Annotated in this window: 16 protein-coding genes; 4 read left to right on the top strand and 12 right to left on the bottom strand. The window is 69.6% G+C overall.

What is annotated here, in order from left to right; translation table 11 throughout:
* Nucleotides 1-23: 23 nt before the first annotated feature.
* Nucleotides 24-785: a bifunctional demethylmenaquinone methyltransferase/2-methoxy-6-polyprenyl-1,4-benzoquinol methylase UbiE gene (gene ubiE, locus H9658_RS10055; protein ID WP_179567405.1), complete on the bottom strand. Its 762-nt coding sequence runs from the start codon at nucleotides 783-785 to the stop codon at nucleotides 24-26.
* Between the two features lie 132 nt (nucleotides 786-917).
* Complete coding sequence (locus H9658_RS10050; RefSeq protein WP_191825230.1) at nucleotides 918-2,066, bottom strand: porin; 1,149 nt, start codon at nucleotides 2,064-2,066, stop codon at nucleotides 918-920.
* 270 nt (nucleotides 2,067-2,336) lie between these two features.
* Here H9658_RS10050 and H9658_RS10045 point away from each other — a divergent pair, with 270 nt between their 5' ends.
* Entirely contained in the window at nucleotides 2,337-2,792 is a 456-nt protein-coding gene (locus H9658_RS10045) for a nucleoside deaminase (RefSeq protein ID WP_179567409.1), read from the top strand.
* Nucleotides 2,793-2,805: 13 nt separating this feature from the next.
* On the opposite strand, the gene H9658_RS10040 is transcribed toward H9658_RS10045, so the two are convergent.
* On the bottom strand, nucleotides 2,806-4,974 hold the full coding sequence (locus H9658_RS10040) for a TonB-dependent siderophore receptor (protein WP_191825229.1): 2,169 nt from the start codon (nucleotides 4,972-4,974) through the stop codon (nucleotides 2,806-2,808).
* Nucleotides 4,975-5,034: 60 nt separating this feature from the next.
* Between H9658_RS10040 and H9658_RS10035 the strand changes: the two genes are divergently transcribed.
* Entirely contained in the window at nucleotides 5,035-6,210 is a 1,176-nt protein-coding gene (locus H9658_RS10035) for a DUF1624 domain-containing protein (protein ID WP_191825228.1), read from the top strand.
* 94 nt (nucleotides 6,211-6,304) lie between these two features.
* Nucleotides 6,305-7,669, top strand: coding sequence for a DUF2252 domain-containing protein (locus H9658_RS10030; protein WP_191825227.1), 1,365 nt, complete (start codon nucleotides 6,305-6,307; stop codon nucleotides 7,667-7,669).
* A 173-nt stretch (nucleotides 7,670-7,842) separates the two neighbouring features.
* Here the strand turns inward: H9658_RS10030 and hslU are convergent, their stop codons facing one another.
* The 9 genes from hslU to H9658_RS09985 all read right to left on the bottom strand — a co-directional run bounded on the left by hslU (nucleotide 7,843) and on the right by H9658_RS09985 (nucleotide 15,996).
* Entirely contained in the window at nucleotides 7,843-9,210 is a 1,368-nt protein-coding gene (hslU, locus tag H9658_RS10025) for an ATP-dependent protease ATPase subunit HslU (RefSeq protein WP_179567417.1), read from the bottom strand.
* Between the two features lie 100 nt (nucleotides 9,211-9,310).
* Nucleotides 9,311-9,862 (bottom strand): ATP-dependent protease subunit HslV, encoded by a 552-nt coding sequence (gene hslV / locus H9658_RS10020; protein WP_003465879.1) that lies wholly within the window; start codon nucleotides 9,860-9,862, stop codon nucleotides 9,311-9,313.
* Nucleotides 9,863-9,910: 48 nt separating this feature from the next.
* Nucleotides 9,911-10,207 (bottom strand): DUF3079 domain-containing protein, encoded by a 297-nt coding sequence (locus tag H9658_RS10015; protein WP_225209870.1) that lies wholly within the window; start codon nucleotides 10,205-10,207, stop codon nucleotides 9,911-9,913.
* Between the two features lie 40 nt (nucleotides 10,208-10,247).
* Nucleotides 10,248-11,222 (bottom strand): tyrosine recombinase XerC, encoded by a 975-nt coding sequence (gene xerC, locus H9658_RS10010; RefSeq protein WP_225209869.1) that lies wholly within the window; start codon nucleotides 11,220-11,222, stop codon nucleotides 10,248-10,250.
* Nucleotides 11,219-11,890 carry a DUF484 family protein gene (locus tag H9658_RS10005; RefSeq protein ID WP_179567421.1) on the bottom strand — a complete coding sequence of 224 codons (672 nt, stop codon included), beginning with the start codon at nucleotides 11,888-11,890 and terminating at the stop codon, nucleotides 11,219-11,221. The genes xerC and H9658_RS10005 overlap by 4 nt, the downstream gene beginning before the upstream one ends.
* Nucleotides 11,887-12,741, bottom strand: a complete 855-nt coding sequence (gene dapF, locus H9658_RS10000) for a diaminopimelate epimerase (protein WP_179567423.1) — start codon at nucleotides 12,739-12,741, stop codon at nucleotides 11,887-11,889. Before dapF ends, H9658_RS10005 begins: the two co-directional genes overlap by 4 nt.
* On the bottom strand, nucleotides 12,734-12,985 hold the full coding sequence (lptM, locus tag H9658_RS09995; protein WP_179567425.1) for an LPS translocon maturation chaperone LptM: 252 nt from the start codon (nucleotides 12,983-12,985) through the stop codon (nucleotides 12,734-12,736). The genes dapF and lptM overlap by 8 nt, the downstream gene beginning before the upstream one ends.
* 100 nt (nucleotides 12,986-13,085) lie before the next feature.
* On the bottom strand, nucleotides 13,086-13,469 hold the full coding sequence (locus tag H9658_RS09990) for a YbaN family protein (protein ID WP_179567427.1): 384 nt from the start codon (nucleotides 13,467-13,469) through the stop codon (nucleotides 13,086-13,088).
* Between the two features lie 439 nt (nucleotides 13,470-13,908).
* Nucleotides 13,909-15,996, bottom strand: coding sequence for a S9 family peptidase (locus H9658_RS09985; protein WP_191825330.1), 2,088 nt, complete (start codon nucleotides 15,994-15,996; stop codon nucleotides 13,909-13,911).
* 208 nt (nucleotides 15,997-16,204) lie between these two features.
* On the opposite strand from H9658_RS09985, the gene H9658_RS09980 reads away from it, so the two are divergent.
* Entirely contained in the window at nucleotides 16,205-17,428 is a 1,224-nt protein-coding gene (locus H9658_RS09980; RefSeq protein WP_191825225.1) for a pyridoxal phosphate-dependent aminotransferase, read from the top strand.
* Nucleotides 17,429-17,927: the final 499 nt, after the last annotated feature.

Genomic DNA, 17,927 nt, shown 5'->3' with positions numbered 1-17,927 from the left:
TCCCGAATGCCCAATCCCGGCCGTCAGATCTTGTAGCCCGAATGGATCGCGACGATGCCGCCGGTCAGGTTCTTGTAGTGGCTGCGGGCGAAGCCGGCCTCGGCCATCATGCCCTTCAGCGCGTCCTGCGGCGGATGCTTGCGGATGCTCTCGGCCAGGTACTGGTAGCTGTCGGCATCCTTGGCGAACAGCTTGCCCAGGCGCGGCAGGATCTTGAACGAATGGAAGTCGTAGATCGGCTTGAACCAGTCGGCGGTGACCTCGGAAAACTCCAGCACCCGCGCCTGTCCGCCGACCTTCAGCACCCGGTACATCTCGCGCAGCGCCGCGTCCTTGTCGGTGACGTTGCGCAGGCCGAAGGCGATGGTGACCAGGTCGAAGCTCTGGTCCGGGAACGGCAGCGCCTCGGCGTTGCACTGCACGTAGTCCAGGCCCGCGACCAGGCCGCGGTTGGTCAGCCGGTCGCGGCCCACCGACAGCATGCCGGCGTTGATGTCGCCCAGGACCACCGCGCCGTCGTCGCCGACCCGCTCCTTCAGCAGCGCGGCGATGTCGCCGGTGCCGCCGGCCAGGTCGAGCACGCGGTCGCCCGGCTTGACCTGCGCGGTGGCCACGAAATAGCGCTTCCAGGCCCGGTGGATGCCCAGGCTCATCAGGTCGTTCATCAGGTCGTAGTTGCCGGCGACCGAGGTGAACACCTCGCCGACCAGCTTCTGCTTGTCCTTGGCGGCGACGTCGCGGAAGCCGAAATGGGTGGTGCCGGACTTGTAGGGGGATTCGCTCATGGCGGGGATTATCGCACTGCTGGCGCCGTCATGGTCTGCGGCGTCCGGTCGCAGCCGCCGCTGCGCCGACCGACCCGGCCCGCCGGCTACGCGGCCGCCGCCCGGCGCGCGCGCGGCCGCTGGGCGCGACCCTCAGAACTTCAGCACCAGGCCGACGTCCACGCCCTCGATGCCGTAGCCGCCCGCGTCGCCCTGGCCGAGGTCGGCCGAGGTCTGCTCGTTGCTGTAGGCGATCGTGCAAGTGCCGCCGGCGCCGTTGTCGATCCGCGCGTAGTCGGCGTAGAGATAGGCCTTGGGCGACAGCGCGTGCTGGTAGCCCACGCCCCACTTGTTGCAGGTGTTGTCCACGTAGGACGAATCGCGCCGGCTCCAGGCCGCCTTCCACAGGCCGTTGGCGCCCATCGGCGCGGTGAAGCCCAGCAGATAGCCCTTGTGCTCGTGATAGAAGCCGAGCGCGGCGACGTCGAACGGCTGCTGGATGTCGATGCGTTCGTAGAACCCGTACAGCTTGATCGGGCCGGCGTCGTAGCTGGCCCCAAACAGGTTGATCCTGAGCCGGGTCAGGCCGGGCACGTCGTTCCACCATTCCTCTTCGTGGTCGTAGCCCAGGCTCAGCGGTCCGTTGCTGTAGGCCAGGATCACCGCATACAGCGGACTGCGGCTGTCGCGGTCGCTGACGCCGAGCAGATTCGGCGTATAGGCGAAGGTGGCGTTGAGGCCTCGCCAGGTGGGAGTGACGTAGACCACCGCGTCCTTGGCCCGGGACACCACCACCTGCAGGGAGCCGGCGCTGGCGACCGACCGGCCCTTGAACGGATCGTACTGCTTGAGAACCGTGGCGCGCCCGCCGTCGACGGTGCCGCCGAGCAGCGTCCCCCAGCCGCCGGTCGCGCCCAGCCAGGCATGCCGGGTGTAGAACGTATCGCCGCCGCTGCCGGCGTCCTTGTCGCCGGTCAGGTCCACGCCGACCTCGACCTCGCCGATCAGGCGGGTGCCGTTGCCCAGGTCGTAGCCGAGCTTGAGGCCGACATTGCTGCCGTCGGAACCGGCGGCGCTCTGCAGGTCGTTCTGGGTGCCCATGTCGGCAACCGCGCCGTTGCCGCCGCGGCGGCCGACGTAGCCGATATCCAGCGTGCCGTAGAGCGAGGCGCTGGCCGCGCCGTCGCTCCATTGCAGTCCCTGCGCCTTTTCCTGGTCCTGGGCCTGCGCCTGCGCGCCGGTCGCCACCCCTGCCGCGGCCACGGCCAGCCCGCCGAGCCCTTTCCACATCGTGGTGCGCATCGCGTGTCTCCTGCAATCGGACAACAGCGTTTCTGCAGCCAGGCCTGCGCCGAGCCGGTGATGCGGGGGATGGGGGTAGAGCGTTCATAGACCCATTCGCGCGGTAAGTAAAGCCGCATGCGCGCGCCACCGGAACGCTGATGCGGCGCGCGGGCCGGCGCTCGCAACGACGCCGCCGCCGCAGGCGCCCTGCCCCACGCCCGGCTTGCGGTGATGACAGCCCGCGCCGCCATGCGCACTATGGCGCTCTCCCGCCAAGGAACGCATCCGATGATCGCCACGCCCGACTACCGCGCCCTGCTCGACACCGCCATCGCCGAGGCCCGCCAGGGCCTGGCCGAAGGCGGCATCCCGATCGGCGCGGCGCTGTACCACAACGACGGCCGCCTGCTCGGCTGCGGCCACAACCGCCGCGTGCAGGAAGGCGACCCGTCGGTGCACGGCGAGACCGATGCGTTCCGCAAGGCCGGGCGCCAGCGCCGCTACAAGGACACCATCATGGTCACCACGCTGGCGCCGTGCTGGTACTGCAGCGGCCTGGTGCGGCAGTTCAACATCGGCACCGTGGTGGTCGGCGAATCGGTGACCTTCCAGGGCGGCATCGACTGGCTGCGCGACAGCGGGGTCACCGTGATCGACCTGCACAGCCAGGAATGCATCGACCTGCTCGGCGGCTACATCGCGGCCAATCCGGACGTGTGGAACGAGGACATCGGCGAGGACTGAAGCGCCGCCGCGCTCAGAACCGGTACTGCACGCCGGCGCTGACCGTGCGCGCCGCGCCCACCGCCACCCACGGCGTCGCCGCGACCGAACTGGTGTAGTAGGTCCGGTCGAACACGTTGTCCACGTCCAGCGACACGCGCAGCCGGTCGTCGATGCGCCAGTACGCCAGCAGCTTGGCCACGGTGTAGGCCGGCAACCGCGCCGGTGCGATACCGGCGTCGGCCTGCGCCTGGGTGTAGGCCGACGCCAGCCGCGCACCGGTATGGGTGATGCCGCCGCCGAGGCCGAGCAGGCCACCGCCGGGCAGCGGCGTCTCGTGCACCGCCAGCACGCTGCCGTTGAGCTTGGGCACGTTGATCAGGCTGCCGCCGACCTGCAGCGTGTTGTCGCGCAGCACCTGCACCCGGTTCCACGACGCGCTGGCGTTGAGCCGCCAGTGCGCGCTCAGTTGGCCGGACAGATCGGCCTCGGCGCCGCGGCTGCGCACGCGGCCGGCGGCGATCTGGTTGCCCGGATTGAGCGGATCGCCGGTGAGCACGTTGTCCTTGACGATCTCGTACAGCGCCAGCGTGCCGCCGAGGCGTCCGTCGCGCGCCTGCCACTTGCCGCCCAGCTCCAGCGCGCGGCCGCTCTCCGGCGCCGGGGTGGTGCTGGTGCCGGTGCCGTACCAGACGTCGGAGCCGTTGTTGGGGCGAAACGAACGCCCCGCATTGACGTACCACGACCACTGCTCGCCCGGCGCATAGCTCAGCCCGATGCGCGGCGTGGTCCTGGCCGGGGTCTGCGCGTAGCGGCCGCCGCTGCGGCGATCCTCCAGCGCCTGCCGGTAGCGGTCGTGGCGCAGGCCGAGCAGCAGCGTCCACTGCGCGTTCAACGCCACCGCATCCTGCAGGTACAGCGCCAGGTTGCGCTGGCGCTCGTGGGTATCGACGAACGGCAGCGGCGTCGGCGGCGCCTGGCCGTAGACCGGCGCGAACAGGTCCAGCGCATCCGGTGCGGCGGCGCTGGGGCGGACTCGCAGCATGCGTTGATCGAGCACGAAGTCGTAGGCCTCCATGCCGACCAGCAGGTCGTGGCGCCAAGCCCCGCTGCGCACCTGGCCGCGCAGTTCGGCCTGCAGCGCGCTGTCGCGCGAGGCGAAGTCGCGCCAGCGCCGCTGCCGCCACAGCGTGCGCGCATCGGCCTGCACCGCGCTGGGTTCGGTGGAGTAGCCGCGCAGGCTGGCGTCGCGCCGCGACGCGGCGAGCAGCCCGCTCCATGTGTCGGAGAACGCGTGCCGCAGCAGCAGCTGGTGATTGCGGTTCTCGACCTGCACGTCGCCATCGCCCGGCTCGCCGAGGAAGCGCGAACGCGGCAGCGCGCGCAGGTTGCCGCGCACCGCGACCACGCCGCGGTCCAGCGGCGCGCGGTGGCGCAGCCATTCGCCGTTGTAGTCCAGCGTGGTGGCCTCGCCCAGCCGCCAGGTCAGCGCCGGCGCGAGGAAACGGCGCTGCGTGCGCACGACGTCGCGGAAGCTGTGCCTGTCCTCGGCGGCGAGGTTGAGCCGGTAGGCGACGCTGTCGCCCAGCGGCCCGGTGCTGTCGGCCGCGACGCGGTAGGCGTCGTGGCTGCCGGCGGACAGTTCCAGCGCGGTCGCCGGCCGCCACTGCGGCAGCTTGGTGACGATGTTGAGCGTGCCGCCGGGCTCGCTGCTGCCGTACAGCGCGGCGGCCGGCCCTTTCAGGAACTCGATCGCCTCGATGTTGGCGGTGTCGCGCGGCGCGTTGTAGCCGCGGTTGCCGGCCAGGCCGTTGAGCAGGGTCGCGCTGCCGGTGTTCTCGTTGCCGGGCAGGCCGCGCACCGCGAAGTTGTCCCACAGCCCGCCGAAGCCGTTCTGCCGCGAGATGCCGCCGACGTAGTCCAGGGTGCCGTCCAGATGTGTCGCACCGAGGTCGTCGATCGCCTGCCGCGGCAGCACCCGCACCGATTGCGGCAGCTGGCGCAGGCTCAGCTCGGTCTTGCTGCCCTGGGTGGCATCGGCGTAGTAGGTGCCCGAATCGCGGCGCCCGACCACGCGCACCGTGTCCAGTTCGGCGGGCTCGGACGCGGCGTCGAGCACCGCATCGGCATCGGCCGGACCGGCACTCAGGCCGGCCAGCAAGGCGGCGACGAAGGACAGCGACTGCGGCGAACGTGGCGGCATGGAGCGAAGCACCCAAAAAGAAATGTTATATTATTTCAATACTGGCACGAACCGCAGCGCATGTCTTCCGCTTCCCCCGCTCTTTCCCCCACCTCCTCGCGCCTGGCCTCGATCGATCTGCTGCGCGGCACCGTGATGTCGCTGATGCTGCTCGACCACGTGCGCGAGACGTTCTACCTGCACCACCCGATCGGCGATCCGGTGGACGTGGAAACCACCGCCCCGGCGCTGTTCGTGGCGCGCGTGCTGGCGCACCTGTGTGCGCCGGTGTTCGTGTTCCTGACCGGGCTGTCGGCGTGGCTGTACGCGGCGCGGCAGCCGCATGGCCGCACCGCGGCGGCGGCGTTCCTGCTCAAGCGCGGGCTGTTCCTGATCGTGCTGGAACTGACCCTGGTCAACTTCGCCTGGACCCTCTCGTTCCCGCCCCAGGTGCTGTACCTGCAGGTGATCTGGGCGATCGGGCTGAGCATGCTGGCGCTGGCGGCGTTGCTGTGGCTGCCGCGGCCGCTGCTGGCGCTGCTCGGCGCGCTGCTGGTGGCCGGGCACAACCTGCTCGACGGCGTGCACGTGCCCGGCGACGGTCCGCTGGCCACGGCCTGGGCCGTCCTGCACGACCGCGGCTGGCTGCAACTGGGCGACATGCGCGTGCGCACCTCGTATCCGTTGCTGCCGTGGATCGGGGTGATCGCGCTGGGCTATGCGGCCGGCCCCTGGTACGGCGCCGGCACCGCGCCGGCGCAACGCCGGCAGCGCCTGCTGGCCTGCGGCCTCGGCGCGCTGGCGCTGTTCCACCTGCTGCGCTGGCACAACGGCTACGGCGATGCGCCCTGGCGCGACCAGGCCGATGTGGCGCACACCGCGATGAGCTTCTTCAACCTGACCAAGTACCCGCCGTCGTTGCTGTTCCTGTTGCTGACCCTGGGCGTGGGCCTGCTGTTGCTGCGCCTGTACGAACAACCGCGGCTGGCGCGGGCGCTGGCGCCGCTGGCGCCGCTGGCGGTGATCGGCGCGGCGCCGATGTTCTTCTACCTGCTGCATCTGTACGTGCTGAGGCTGCTGTACCTGGCAGCGCTGGCGTATTGGGGCGCGAACCACGGCGCATTGTTCGGCGTGGACAATGTGGCGGCGCTGTGGGCGATCGCCGCGGTGTTGGGCGTGGCGCTGTACTGGCCGGTGGCGGCGTTCGCGCGACTGAAGGCGCGCCGCCGCGACCTGGCCTGGCTGCGCTATCTGTAGCGACGCCCGCACCGGGCCGGCCCGGCCCCGGATTCATCGCCGTGCAATGCCGGCATGCTCGACTGGTCGCCCTGTCCGCGCCTGGAGACCTGCGATGCCCACCCGCCTGCCGCGCCTGCTGCTGATCGGCCTGATCCTCGCCGCCACCGCCGGCTGCGCCACCGCCGCAAGCCAGCGCGACGCCTGGGTGGTGCAGCAGATCCACGACTACAACCATCCCTATGCCGCGCAGCAGGCCGAGCTGGACACCAAGATGGCGACGATGGCCGGCAGCGCCTACGCGTTCTATCGCGGCACCGACCATCTGTTCTACCAGGACATGAAGACCCTGCCGGCCTCGCTGTGGACCAGCCCGCAGACCGGCTACACTTGGCTCGGCGGCGACACCCACATCGGCAACTTCGACGCCGCGCGCGACAGCAGCGGCAAGGCGGTGTTCAAGGTCGCCGACTTCGACGAAGGCCATCTCGGCCAGTACGTGTGGGACCTGCGCCGGCTGGCGGCGAGCATGGTCCTGGCCGGGCGCGACAACGGCCTGTCCGACAGCGACATCGGCAGCGCGATCGAGACCATGGTCGGCGCCTACCTGGACAAGATCGGCGACTTCAAGGGCAGCGACGCCGAGAAGAGTTTCCAGCTGGCCAAGAGCAACACCAGCGGCGTGGTGGCCAAGGCCATCGACAGCGCCGACGGCAAGAGCCGCAGCAGCCTGCTCGGCAAATACACCGCGGTCAGCGGCGGCAAGCGCACGTTCCAGAATCTGGACAACCTGGTCGCGGTGGACAGCGCCACCTACGCGGCGGTCGCCAGCGCGATGAACGGCTATGTGGCGTCGATCGCGGCATCCAAGCGCTACGCGACCAGCTACTACACGATCAAGGACGTGCGCCAGAAGCTCGGCTCGGGCACCGGCAGCCTGGGCCGGCAGCGCCTGTACGTGCTGGTCGAAGGCGCGAGCAGCGCGACCGGCGACGACGTGATCCTGGAATGGAAGCAGGAAGCGGCCAGCGTGGTCGCCGTCGCCGCGCCGTCGCAGATGCCCGCCTCCAGCTACGACAACCACGAAGGCGAGCGCGTGGCGCGCACCGCCAAGGCGCAGACCCTGGATGCCGACGTGCTGATCGGCTACGCCAGCGTCGCCGGCGTGCCGTTCTACGTGCACGAGAAATCGCCGTTCCAGGAAGACCTGGACCCGACCGCGCTGAGCAGCGCCGGCAAGCTGACCACCGCCGCCACCTACCTGGGCCAGGCGCTGGCCTCGGCGCACGCGCTGTCCGACCAGGACTACGATCCGGCGGTGGTGAGCTACAGCATCGACAAGCAGATCGATGCCGCGGCCAGCAGCAAGAGCGGATTGAAGTCGGAACTGCGCCAGTTCGCGTTCGACTATGCGGCGCAGGTGCAGCTGGACTGGCAGGGATTCGTGGCTGCGTACCAGGCGGGGACGCCGCTGTACTGAGCGTGGGGGGGGGGGCACCGCCACGAACCCTGTAGGAGCGGCTTCAGCCGCGACGCAGCTTTCCCGGGAAAGACCGTCGCGACTGAAGTCGCTCCCACAACTGTACCGACCGCAAGCAAGCAGTTGCGCGCACTGCGGCGCAGGCTCGCCTGCGCCCAGCCGGCACGCCGGAGTTACAGGATGTAACGGCTCAGATCCGGATCCTGCACCAGCTCGCCCAGGTGCGTGTTGACGTAGGCGGCATCGACGACGACGCTCTGGCCGTCGCGATCCGGCGCCTCGAAGCTCAACGTATCGAGCAGGCGCTCGAGCACCGTGTGCAGGCGCCGCGCGCCGATGTTCTCCTGGCGCTCGTTGACCAGGAACGCGATCTCGGCGAGGCGGTCGATCGCATCCTCGGTGAAGCTCAGGGTCACGCCTTCGGTCAGCAGCAGCGCTTCGTACTGCTTGCTCAGCGCCGCCTTGGGCTCGGTGAGGATGCGGATGAAATCGTCCTTGGACAGCGCCGACAGTTCCACGCGGATCGGGAAGCGGCCCTGCAGCTCCGGGATCAGGTCGCTGGGCTTGGCCAGGTGGAACGCGCCCGACGCGATGAACAGGATATGGTCGGTCTTGACCGTGCCGTACTTGGTGCTGACGTTGGAGCCTTCGACCAGCGGCAGCAGGTCGCGCTGCACGCCTTCGCGCGACACGTCGCCGCCGGACGACCCGGCCTCGCCGCGCTTGGCGACCTTGTCGATCTCGTCGATGAACACGATGCCGTGCTGCTCGCAGGCCTCGATCGCCGCGGCGCGCACGTCTTCCTCGTTGACCAGCTTGCCCGCCTCTTCCTCGATCAGCAGCGGCCGCGCCGCCTTGATCGTCAGCTTGCGCGACTGCGACTTGCTGCCGCCCAGGTTGGAGAACATCTGCCGCAGTTGCTGGCCCATTTCTTCCATGCCCGGCGGGGTCATGATGTCCATGCTGACGTTGACCGCCACGTCCAGCTCGATCTCGCGCTCGTCCAGTTCGCCGGCGCGCAGCATGCGCCGGAACTTGCTGCGGGTGTCGTTGTCCTGCGCCGAGGGCTCGTTGCGCGCGGCTTCCGGATCGAAGCCGATGCCGGCGCTGCGCCGCGGCAGCAGCGCGTCGAGGATGCGGTCTTCGGCGCGCTCCTCGGCCTGGGTGCGCACGCGGGTCTTGGCCTGTTCGCGATACAGCTTGACCGCGGTGTCGGCCAGGTCGCGCACGATCTGCTCCACGTCCTTGCCGACGTAGCCGACCTCGGTGAAGCGGGTGGCCTCGACCTTGACGAACGGCGCGTTGGCCAGCGTCGCCAGGCGCCGCGCGATCTCGGTCTTGCCGACCCCGGTGGGGCCGATCATCAGGATGTTCTTGGGCATCACTTCGTTGCGCAGCGCATCGGGCAGCTGCATGCGCCGCCAGCGGTTGCGCAGCGCGATCGCCACCGCGCGCTTGGCGTCGTGCTGGCCGACGATGTGGCGGTCCAGCTCCTGCACGATTTCGCGCGGGGTCATGGTTGAGGTGTCGGGATTGGGCATTGGGGATTGGAGATTCGTAAGAGCGGAGTAGGAACGATCGAGGCGTGTCCGAGCACAGGGAAAGGAGCGCTTTTGCGAATCCCCAATCCCGACTCCCGAATCACAGCTCCTCGACCACCACGTTGCGATTGGTATAGATGCAGATGTCGCCGGCGATGTTCAGCGCTTCGACCGCGATGGTCTTGGCGTCCAGTTCGGTGTGGCCGAGCAGCGCGCGCGCCGCCGACAGCGCGTAGGAGCCGCCGGAGCCGATGGCGATGATGCCGTCCTCCGGCTCGATCACGTCGCCGGTGCCGCTGATGATCAGCGAGGTTTCCTTGTCGGCCACCGCCAGCAACGCCTCGAGCTTGCCCAGGCGGCGTTCGGTGCGCCAGTCCTTGGCCAGTTCCACCGCTGCGCGGGTCAGCTGGCCGTGCTTCTCGAGCTTGGCCTCGAACAGTTCGAACAGGGTGAACGCATCGGCGGCGGCGCCAGCGAAGCCGGCCAGCACCTGACCGTCGCGGCCGAGCCGGCGCACCTTGCGCGCATTGCCCTTCATCACGGTGTGGCCCAGCGTCACCTGACCATCGCCGGCCACGGCGACATGGCCGTTGCGGCGCACCGACAGGATCGTGGTGGCGTGGAAAACGTTGGGATTCTGACTGGGGTCCATGCGGCCTCCTGAGCGGTTCTTCAGGTGTGGGGGCATGCCGCGGCCGGTTCAAGCATGGGTTTGCCGATCGCCGCCGATCTTCGCGCGGCCCGGGTGCTCGGGCTCCGGCTCGATGCCCCACAGCAGGTACCAGTCCTCGCCCTGCATCTCGATCGGATGCATGACGCGTCCGGAGCCGTTGCCGCATGCCAGGTCCGCCGCCGCGCAGTAGCGGTCGCACCCCCAACAGATCCGCTCGGGATGTGCGGGTTGCAACGGAAAGGGTTTCGCCATCGACCTGCCTCGCTGCATGTTCCGGCGGACAGTGTTCCCGCCCGCAGCGGCGCGCGCCTTGATCCAGAACAAGCGCGCGAACGGACGCCCGCGCCGTCTCCGTTCCGGCCGGTCAGGACTTGCGCTTGGCGCGCGGGTGCGCGGCGTCGTAGACCTTGGCCAGATGCTGGAAATCCAGGTGGGTGTAGATCTGCGTGGTGGCGATGTCGGCGTGGCCGAGCAGCTCCTGCACGCCGCGCAGGTCGCCGGAGGATTCGAGGATGTGGCTGGCGAAGCTGTGCCGCAGCATGTGCGGGTGCACGTGCTTGAACAGGCCCTGGCGCCCGGCCAGCTGCTTGATCCGGATCTGCACCGCGCGCGCGCCGATCGGCGCGCCGCCGCGGCCCGGAAACACCGGCGCCTCGGCCGCCGCCTTGGTCTCCGCCTGCCATTCCAGCAGCGCCTTGCGCGCGTGCGAGCCGACCGGTACCAGCCGCTGCTTGTTGCCCTTGCCGAGCACGCGGACCAGGCCGCTGGCGAAATCCAGGTCGCGCCAGCGCAGCGCGCACAGCTCGCTCAGGCGCAGCCCGGAGGAATAGAACAGTTCCAGCAGTGCGCGGTCGCGCAGGCCCAGCGGCACGTCGGTCGGCACTTCGACCAGGCGCACCGCCTCGTCGGCGTCCAGTACCTGCGGCAGCTTGCGCGGCGCCTTCGGCGCACGCAGCGCGGCGGCCGGACTGGCGGCGATCTGCCCATGCTTGAGCAACCACGCATAGAAACTGCGGCACGCCGACAGGCGCCGCTGCAGGCTCTTCGGCGACAGCCCGCGGCGGTGCTCGGCGGCGATGAAATGGCGCAGCTGCTCGGCGCCGAGCGCGGCGATGTCGACCCCGGCATTGTCCGCCGCCCAGGCCGCCAGCGCAGCGAGATCGCGGCGGTAGGCGTCCAGGGTGTGCGCGGACATGCGCCGTTCGACCTGCAGATAGGCGAGGAAGCGGGACTCGGGACTCGGGATTCGGGATTCGGCTGCGTCGGCCGAAGTCTCGGCGCGCGCGTCGGCCCGCTTTTTCCGGGTCCCGAGTCCCGCGTCCCGCGTCCCGCCCTTCATGCGAAGCGCTGCAGCGCCACCGTCAGCGACTCGCCCATCATGCGCAGGAACAAGGTGCCCATGCCGGGATAGAAGCGGTTCGGATCGCGGCTGCCGACCGCGAGCAGGCCCACGCCCGGCAACGGCAGCAGCGCGGTGGACTGCACGTCCTCGACGCGCTCGGCGTACAGCAGCGCCTGCTTTTCCGGCTGCAGGCGGCCGCAGATCGGCTCGCCGTCCTTCAGGCAGTCGCGGAACGGCGCCAGCCGCGGATCGTCCTGCGCCAGGATCTGCAGCCACGGCGCCTGCTCCAGCCCGGGCAATGGCCGCAGCAGCACGATGCTGACCAGGTCGCCCTGGAAATCCTCCTGCAGCGACGCGGCCATCGCGCGCACGCTGTCGGCGGCACTGGTCTGCCGCATCAGCGCCAGGGTCAGCTGATGGGTCCGCACCGCCAGGCGCTCGTTGACCTGGGCATTGCCGGCCAGCTCGGACAGGCGCCGCGACAGCTCGCGGTTCTTGTCGCGCAGCACTTCCAGCTGATAGCTCGCCAGCGACGCGGTCGGGCCGTCGTCGCGCGGCACCACCAGGGTCAGCGCCAGGTCGGGGAACTGTTTCAGGAACGCCGGATGGCGGCGCAGCCATGCGGCGATTTCGTGCGCGCCGATCTTGTCCTGGGTCTCGCTCATCGGATCCACTCCCCATCGAAAACGAATGCGGCCGGCCCGGACATCACCACCGGCGCCGCGTCGTGCGGCCAGCGGATGCGCAGCTCGCCGCCGGGCAGCACCACGCGCACGTCGCGGTCCACGCGGCCGCGCTGGATCAGCACCGCCGCGGCCGCGCAGGCGCCGCTGCCGCAGGCGAGGGTCTCGCCGACGCCGCGCTCGTACACGCGCAGGCGCACATGGCCGCGGTCGATCACCTGGGCGAAGCCGACGTTGACCGAATCGGGAAACGACGCGTGCTGCTGCAGCAACGGCCCCAGCCGTTCGAGCGGCGCCGCATCGACCAGGCCCACTTCCAGCACCGCATGCGGATTGCCCATGGACACCGCGCCGAAGCGCACGCTGCCGCCTTGCAGCGGCAGCACATATTCCTCGCGCATGCGCGGGAAGCCGATCAGCGGCACGTCCTCCGGGGCGAAGCGCGGCACCCCCATCGCCACCGCGAACTGGCCGTCGGCGCCGCGTTCGATGCGATGCGAAGCGAACGGACTGTCGATGACGAACGGATCGCTGCCGGCGGCGCCGTCGCGCACCAGCCAGGCGGCGACGCAGCGCGCGCCGTTGCCGCACTGCCCGGCCAGGCTGCCGTCGGTATTCCAGATCCGGTAGCTGGCCACCGCCTCGGCAGTGCGCGGCGCCTCGATGGTCAGCAGCTGGTCGCAGCCGACGCCGAAATGGCGGTCGGCCAGGCGCACCGCCAGCGCGGCGTCCGGCGGCGGGGTGCCGTCGCGCAGGTCGAGCACCACGAAATCGTTGCCCGCGCCCTGCATCTTGGAAAAGCGCAGGCGCGCCGCGACGCTGGCCTCACTCATTCCCATCGGTGGGCGTGGTGCTGGTGTCGTCGGCCGGCTTCTGCTGGCCATCGACCGGCTGCGCCTGGCCGGCCGGATCGGTGGTGGCGGGCGGCGTCGCGTCGGGCGCGGCGGCCGGTGCGGCTTCCACCGGAACCGGCTTCTGCGGCATCACCAGCGGGCCCTTGTTGCCGCACCCGGACAGCGCCAGCAGGGCGGCGCCGAACAGGGCGATACGGATCGGATGACGGAACGATGTGCTCATGCGCCGAGTATAGCCAGAAGGGCATGAACCGGCTGTGCCGCCTGCCACGCTGCGGCCAGGCGCAGCCACGCCTGGGCCGATGCAGACGCGCGCTCCCGCTTCAATCGCGCGGCGGCGGCTCCGGGCGCAGCCACAGCCACAGCGCCACGCAGCTCATGCAGCCGATCGCCACCACCTGCACCCATGGCGTGTGCACGAACAGCAGCAGCACCAGCGCACACACCGCCATGGTCAGCGTGGCCATCCACTTGCCGCGGCGGCTGACCGCACCGTGCGCTTCCCAGTCGCGGATGCTGGCGCCGAAACGCGGATCCTCCAGCAACCGCCGGCGCAGGCGCTCGGAGCCGCGCGAGGCGGCATAGGCCGAGATCAGCACGAACACCGTGGTCGGCAAGCCCGGCACGAAGATGCCGACGATGCCCGTCGCCAGGCTGACGTAGGCCAGCAGCCACCAGGCCCAGCGGAAACGGGAAGGGGGTTCCATCGGCGCATGATAAAGCCGCGGCCGGATGGCGACGCGGACCTCGCGGTGCCGGACGCCGTCGCTTCGTGCGCCCGGAACGACGCAGCGCGCTGGCCGAAGCTGGATGCCGTCGGGACTGAAGTCCCTCCCACGGTGCACCCACCGGCACTCGCCGCAGCGGCCTCTTGCAGGAGCGACGTCGGTCGCGACGAACGAAGCCGGAAACCGGGCCGGCTCCGGAACCTCGTGGTCGCGGCTGAAGCCGCTCCTACAGTGCACCCAGCCAGCCGAGCGCACGCCACTGTGGGAGCGACTTCAGTCGCGACGAGCCAAGCCGGAAGCCTGGCTGACCTTGGGAACCGTCGTGGCTGAAGCCGGTCCTAAAGAACGCTGGCGGCGCACCGGCCGGGTGCACTGTAGGAGCGGCTTCAGCCGCGACAGGATGCCAGACCAGCCGGCGCTACTTCGCCGCCTGCTCCACACCCAGCTGGTCGAGCATGAACGCGTACGACTCGGCCTGCTCGCGATAGCGGCGGAAGCGCCCGGACTTGCCGCCGTGGCCGGCTTCCATGTTGACCCGGAACACGATCGGGCGGGTGCCGGTGTTGTCGTCGCGCAACTTGGCCACCCACTTCGCCGGCTCCCAGTACTGCACCTGCGAATCCCACAGGCCGGTGCCGACGAACAGCGCCGGATACGCCTGGCGGGTGACGTTGTCGTACGGCGAATAGCCGAGCATGTAGTCGTAGTACTGCTTCTGCTCCGGATTGCCCCACTCGTCGTATTCGTTGGTGGTCAGCGGAATGCTCGGGTCGAGCATGGTGGTGACCACGTCGACGAACGGCACCTGTGCCACCAGCACCCGGTAATCCTGCGGCGCCATGTTCGCCACCGCGCCCATCAGCAGGCCGCCGGCGCTGCCGCCGGCCGCGGCGACGCGGTCCGGCGCCGCATAGCCCAGCTTGACCAGGCCGCGGGTGACGTCGATGAAGTCGGTGAAGGTGTTCTTCTTGTTGAGCAGCTTGCCCTGGTCGTACCAGTCGCGGCCCATCTCCTGGCCGCCGCGGATATGCGCGATGGCGTAGACCACGCCGCGGTCGAGCAGGCTGACCACCGGCAGGTTGAAGTTGGGATCGGTGGACATGCCGTAGCTGCCGTAGGCGTACTGGTACAGCGCCGCGGTGCCGTCCTTCTTGAAGCCCTTCCGGTACACCAGCGACACCGGCACCTTGACCCCGTCGCGCGCGGTCACCCACACGCGCTCGGTCTGGTACTTGTCGGCGTCGTAGCCGATCACCGGCTGCTGCTTGAGCAGCTTGCGCTCGCCGGTGCGGGTGTTGAGTTCGTAGGTGGTGGCCGGCGTGGTCAGCGAGGTGTAGCTGTAGCGCAGCCACGGCGTGTCCGGCTCGGGATTGACCGACAGGCCCATCGAATACGCCGGCTCGTCGGCCTTGACGTAGTCCTCCTTGCCGTCGGCGAAGTGCAGGCGGATCCGCTCCAGGCCGTCGGAACGCTCGGCGATCGCGGTGAAGCCGTCGAACAGCTCGAAGCCGTCGATGAACACCTTCTCGTCGTAGGGCAGCCAGGCCTGCCACTGCGAGCGCTTGGTGGCGCCGTCGGGCGCGGTCATCAGCGCGTAGTTCTTGGCCTTCCAGTTGGTGCGGATCACCCAGCGCCCGTCGAAATGGTCGGCGCTGTACTCGACGTCGCGCTCGCGCGGCGCCAGCACGGTGAAGCGCTGCGGGTCGGCGGCCGGCGCGTAGCGCTGCTCGGAGGACACCGTGCTCTCCACGCCGATGACGATGTACTTGTCGTCGCGGGTACGGCCCACGCCCATGTAGAAACTGTCGTCCTTCTCCTCGTAGACCAGGACGTCCTGCGCGGCCGGCGTGCCCAGCACATGCTTCTTGACGCGCACGGTGAGCAGGGTTTCCGGGTCGTTCTCGACGTAGAACAAGGTCTTGTTGTCGTCGGCCCAGACCACCTCCGGCGACACGCCCGGCACGCGGTCGGCGTAGATCTCGCCGGTGTCCAGGTTCTTGAAGCGCACCACGTACTGGCGGCGGCCGACATCGTCCTCGGTCCAGGCCAGCAGGCGGTTGTCCTGGCTGACCACCGCATCGCCCAGGCTGAAATAGCCCTTGTCCGCGGCCATCGCGTTGACGTCGAGCAGGATTTCCTCCGCCGCCTCCATGCTGCCCTTGCGCCGCGCATGCACCGGGTAGTCCTTGCCGCTCTCGAAGCGGGTGTAGTACCAGTAGCCGCGCTCGCGGTACGGCACGCTGCTGTCGTCCTGCTTGATGCGGCCGACGATCTCCTTGTACAGCGTGTCTTCCAGCGGCTTGAGCGGCTTCAGCACCTGGTCGGCGTAGGCGTTCTCGGCATTGAGATACGCCAGCATCTGCGGATTCTCGCGCTTGTCGTCGCGCAGCCAGTAGTAGTCGTCCTGGCGGGTGGCGCCGAACGGCGCGGCGACCGTGTGCGGCTGCTTGGCCGGATGCGGCGGGGTGGCGTCAGTGGCGAGGGCGGAAGCGAAGGGCGCGGTCATGAGCAGCAGAAAGCTCGCTAGCAGGGAACGATGATGCATCTAATGGGGCTCCGGCGGCAGTAACGCAAGCAAGGACGCGCCGCCCGGGCCGGGAGACGGCAGGCATGCGGCGCGGCGCCGCACGGTGCCGGCCGAGTCTCCGCGAGACGCCGCATCCTGGCAAGCGCGCGCAACGATTTCGTGCGCCGCGCTCCTCTATCATCGGGCCATGAACCCGCTTCCGACCGAACCCCGTACCGCGCCGCACGCGCTGCCCGCCTACAGCCAACGCAGCCGCGACATCGAGCCGTTCCACGTGATGGCGCTGCTGGCCCGCGCCAACGAACTGGAACACGCCGGCCACGACGTGATCCACCTGGAGATCGGCGAACCGGACTTCACCACCGCCGCGCCGATCGTCGCCGCCGGCCAGGCCGCGCTCGCGGCCGGCCACACCCGCTACACCGCCGCCCGCGGATTGCCGGCGCTGCGCGAGGCGCTGGCCGGGTTCTACCGGCAACGCCACGACGTGGACCTGGACCCGGCGCGGATCATGATCACCCCCGGCGGCTCCGGCGCGCTGCTGCTGGCCAGCGCGCTGCTGGTGGATCCGGGCAAGCACTGGCTGATGGCCGACCCCGGCTATCCGTGCAACCGGCATTTCCTGCGCCTGGTCGAAGGCGCGGCGCAGCTGGTGCCGGTCGGTCCGGACAGCCGCTACCAGTTGACCCCGGCCTTGCTGGACGCGCACTGGAACGCCGACAGCGTCGGCGCACTGGTCGCCTCGCCGGCCAACCCGACCGGCACCCTGCTGGACCGCGCCGAACTGGCCGCGCTGGCGCAGGCGCTGCAGGCGCGCGGCGGCCACCTGGTGGTCGACGAGATCTACCACGGCCTCAGCTACGGCATCGACGCGCCCAGCGTGCTCGAGGTCGACGACAGCGCCTACGTGCTCAATAGCTTCTCCAAGTACTTCGGCATGACCGGCTGGCGCCTGGGCTGGCTGGTGGCGCCGCGCGCGGCGGTGCCGTCGCTGGAGAAGCTGGCGCAAAACCTGTACATCAGCGCCTCGAGCATCGCCCAGCATGCGGCGCTGGCCTGTTTCCTGCCGGAAACCCTGCAGATCCTGGAAGCGCGCCGCGCCGAATTCGGCCAGCGCCGCGACTACCTGCTGCCGGCGCTGCGCGCGCTAGGCTTCCGCATCGAAGTGGAACCGCAGGGCGCGTTCTACCTGTACGCGGACGTGAGCGCCTTCACCGACGACGCGCAGGCGTTCTGCGCGCATTTCCTGGAGACCGAGCACGTGGCGTTCACCCCGGGCGTGGACTTCGGCCACCACCGCGCGCGCCAACACGTGCGCGTCGCCTACACGCAGAGCCTGCCGCGGTTGCAGGAAGCGGTGGCACGCATCGCGCGCGGGCTGGCGCGGTGGGATCGCCACGCTGAACCGTAAACGCCTTCAGGCACTGCCGATCACAATGACCCTGCAGACCGAAACCAAACACAGCATCGTCAGCGGCCACATCGCATAGCCAACACTGCTGTGGCTGTGGCTGTGGCTTTGGTTGTGGTTGTGGCTTTGGCTATGGTTGTGCCTTTGGTTGTGGTTGTGGTTGTGGCTTTGGCTGTCGCTGTTGCTGTGGCTTTTGATTGTCTTCGCCTTAGAGCGAGCCGAGCACCGCAGGCGCAAGCGGCCGAAGAGGCGCCCTTGTTTGAGCGAAGCGAGTTTGGGCGCCGTGCCGCTTGCGCCGAGGAGCGCAGGGAACCGATGCGGCCTTATCGCATCGGCTCGCGTCGGCGACAGCGGTTTTGGTTACTTTTGCCAAGACAAAAGTAACTCGCGCCAAGGGCGCGAAAGCCGTTGCTGTTGCTCCGGCCGTTGCTGTTGCTCCGGCCGTTGCTGTTGCTCCGGCCGTTGCTGTTGCTCCGGCCGTTGCTGTTGCTCCGGCCGT

Origin of the sequence: Xanthomonas bonasiae (assembly GCF_014836395.1) — a bacterium.
GTDB classification, from domain to species: domain Bacteria; phylum Pseudomonadota; class Gammaproteobacteria; order Xanthomonadales; family Xanthomonadaceae; genus Xanthomonas_A; species Xanthomonas_A bonasiae.
The sequence above is the reverse complement of the archived record's forward strand: the minus strand, read 5'-3'. Positions and strand labels throughout refer to the sequence as shown.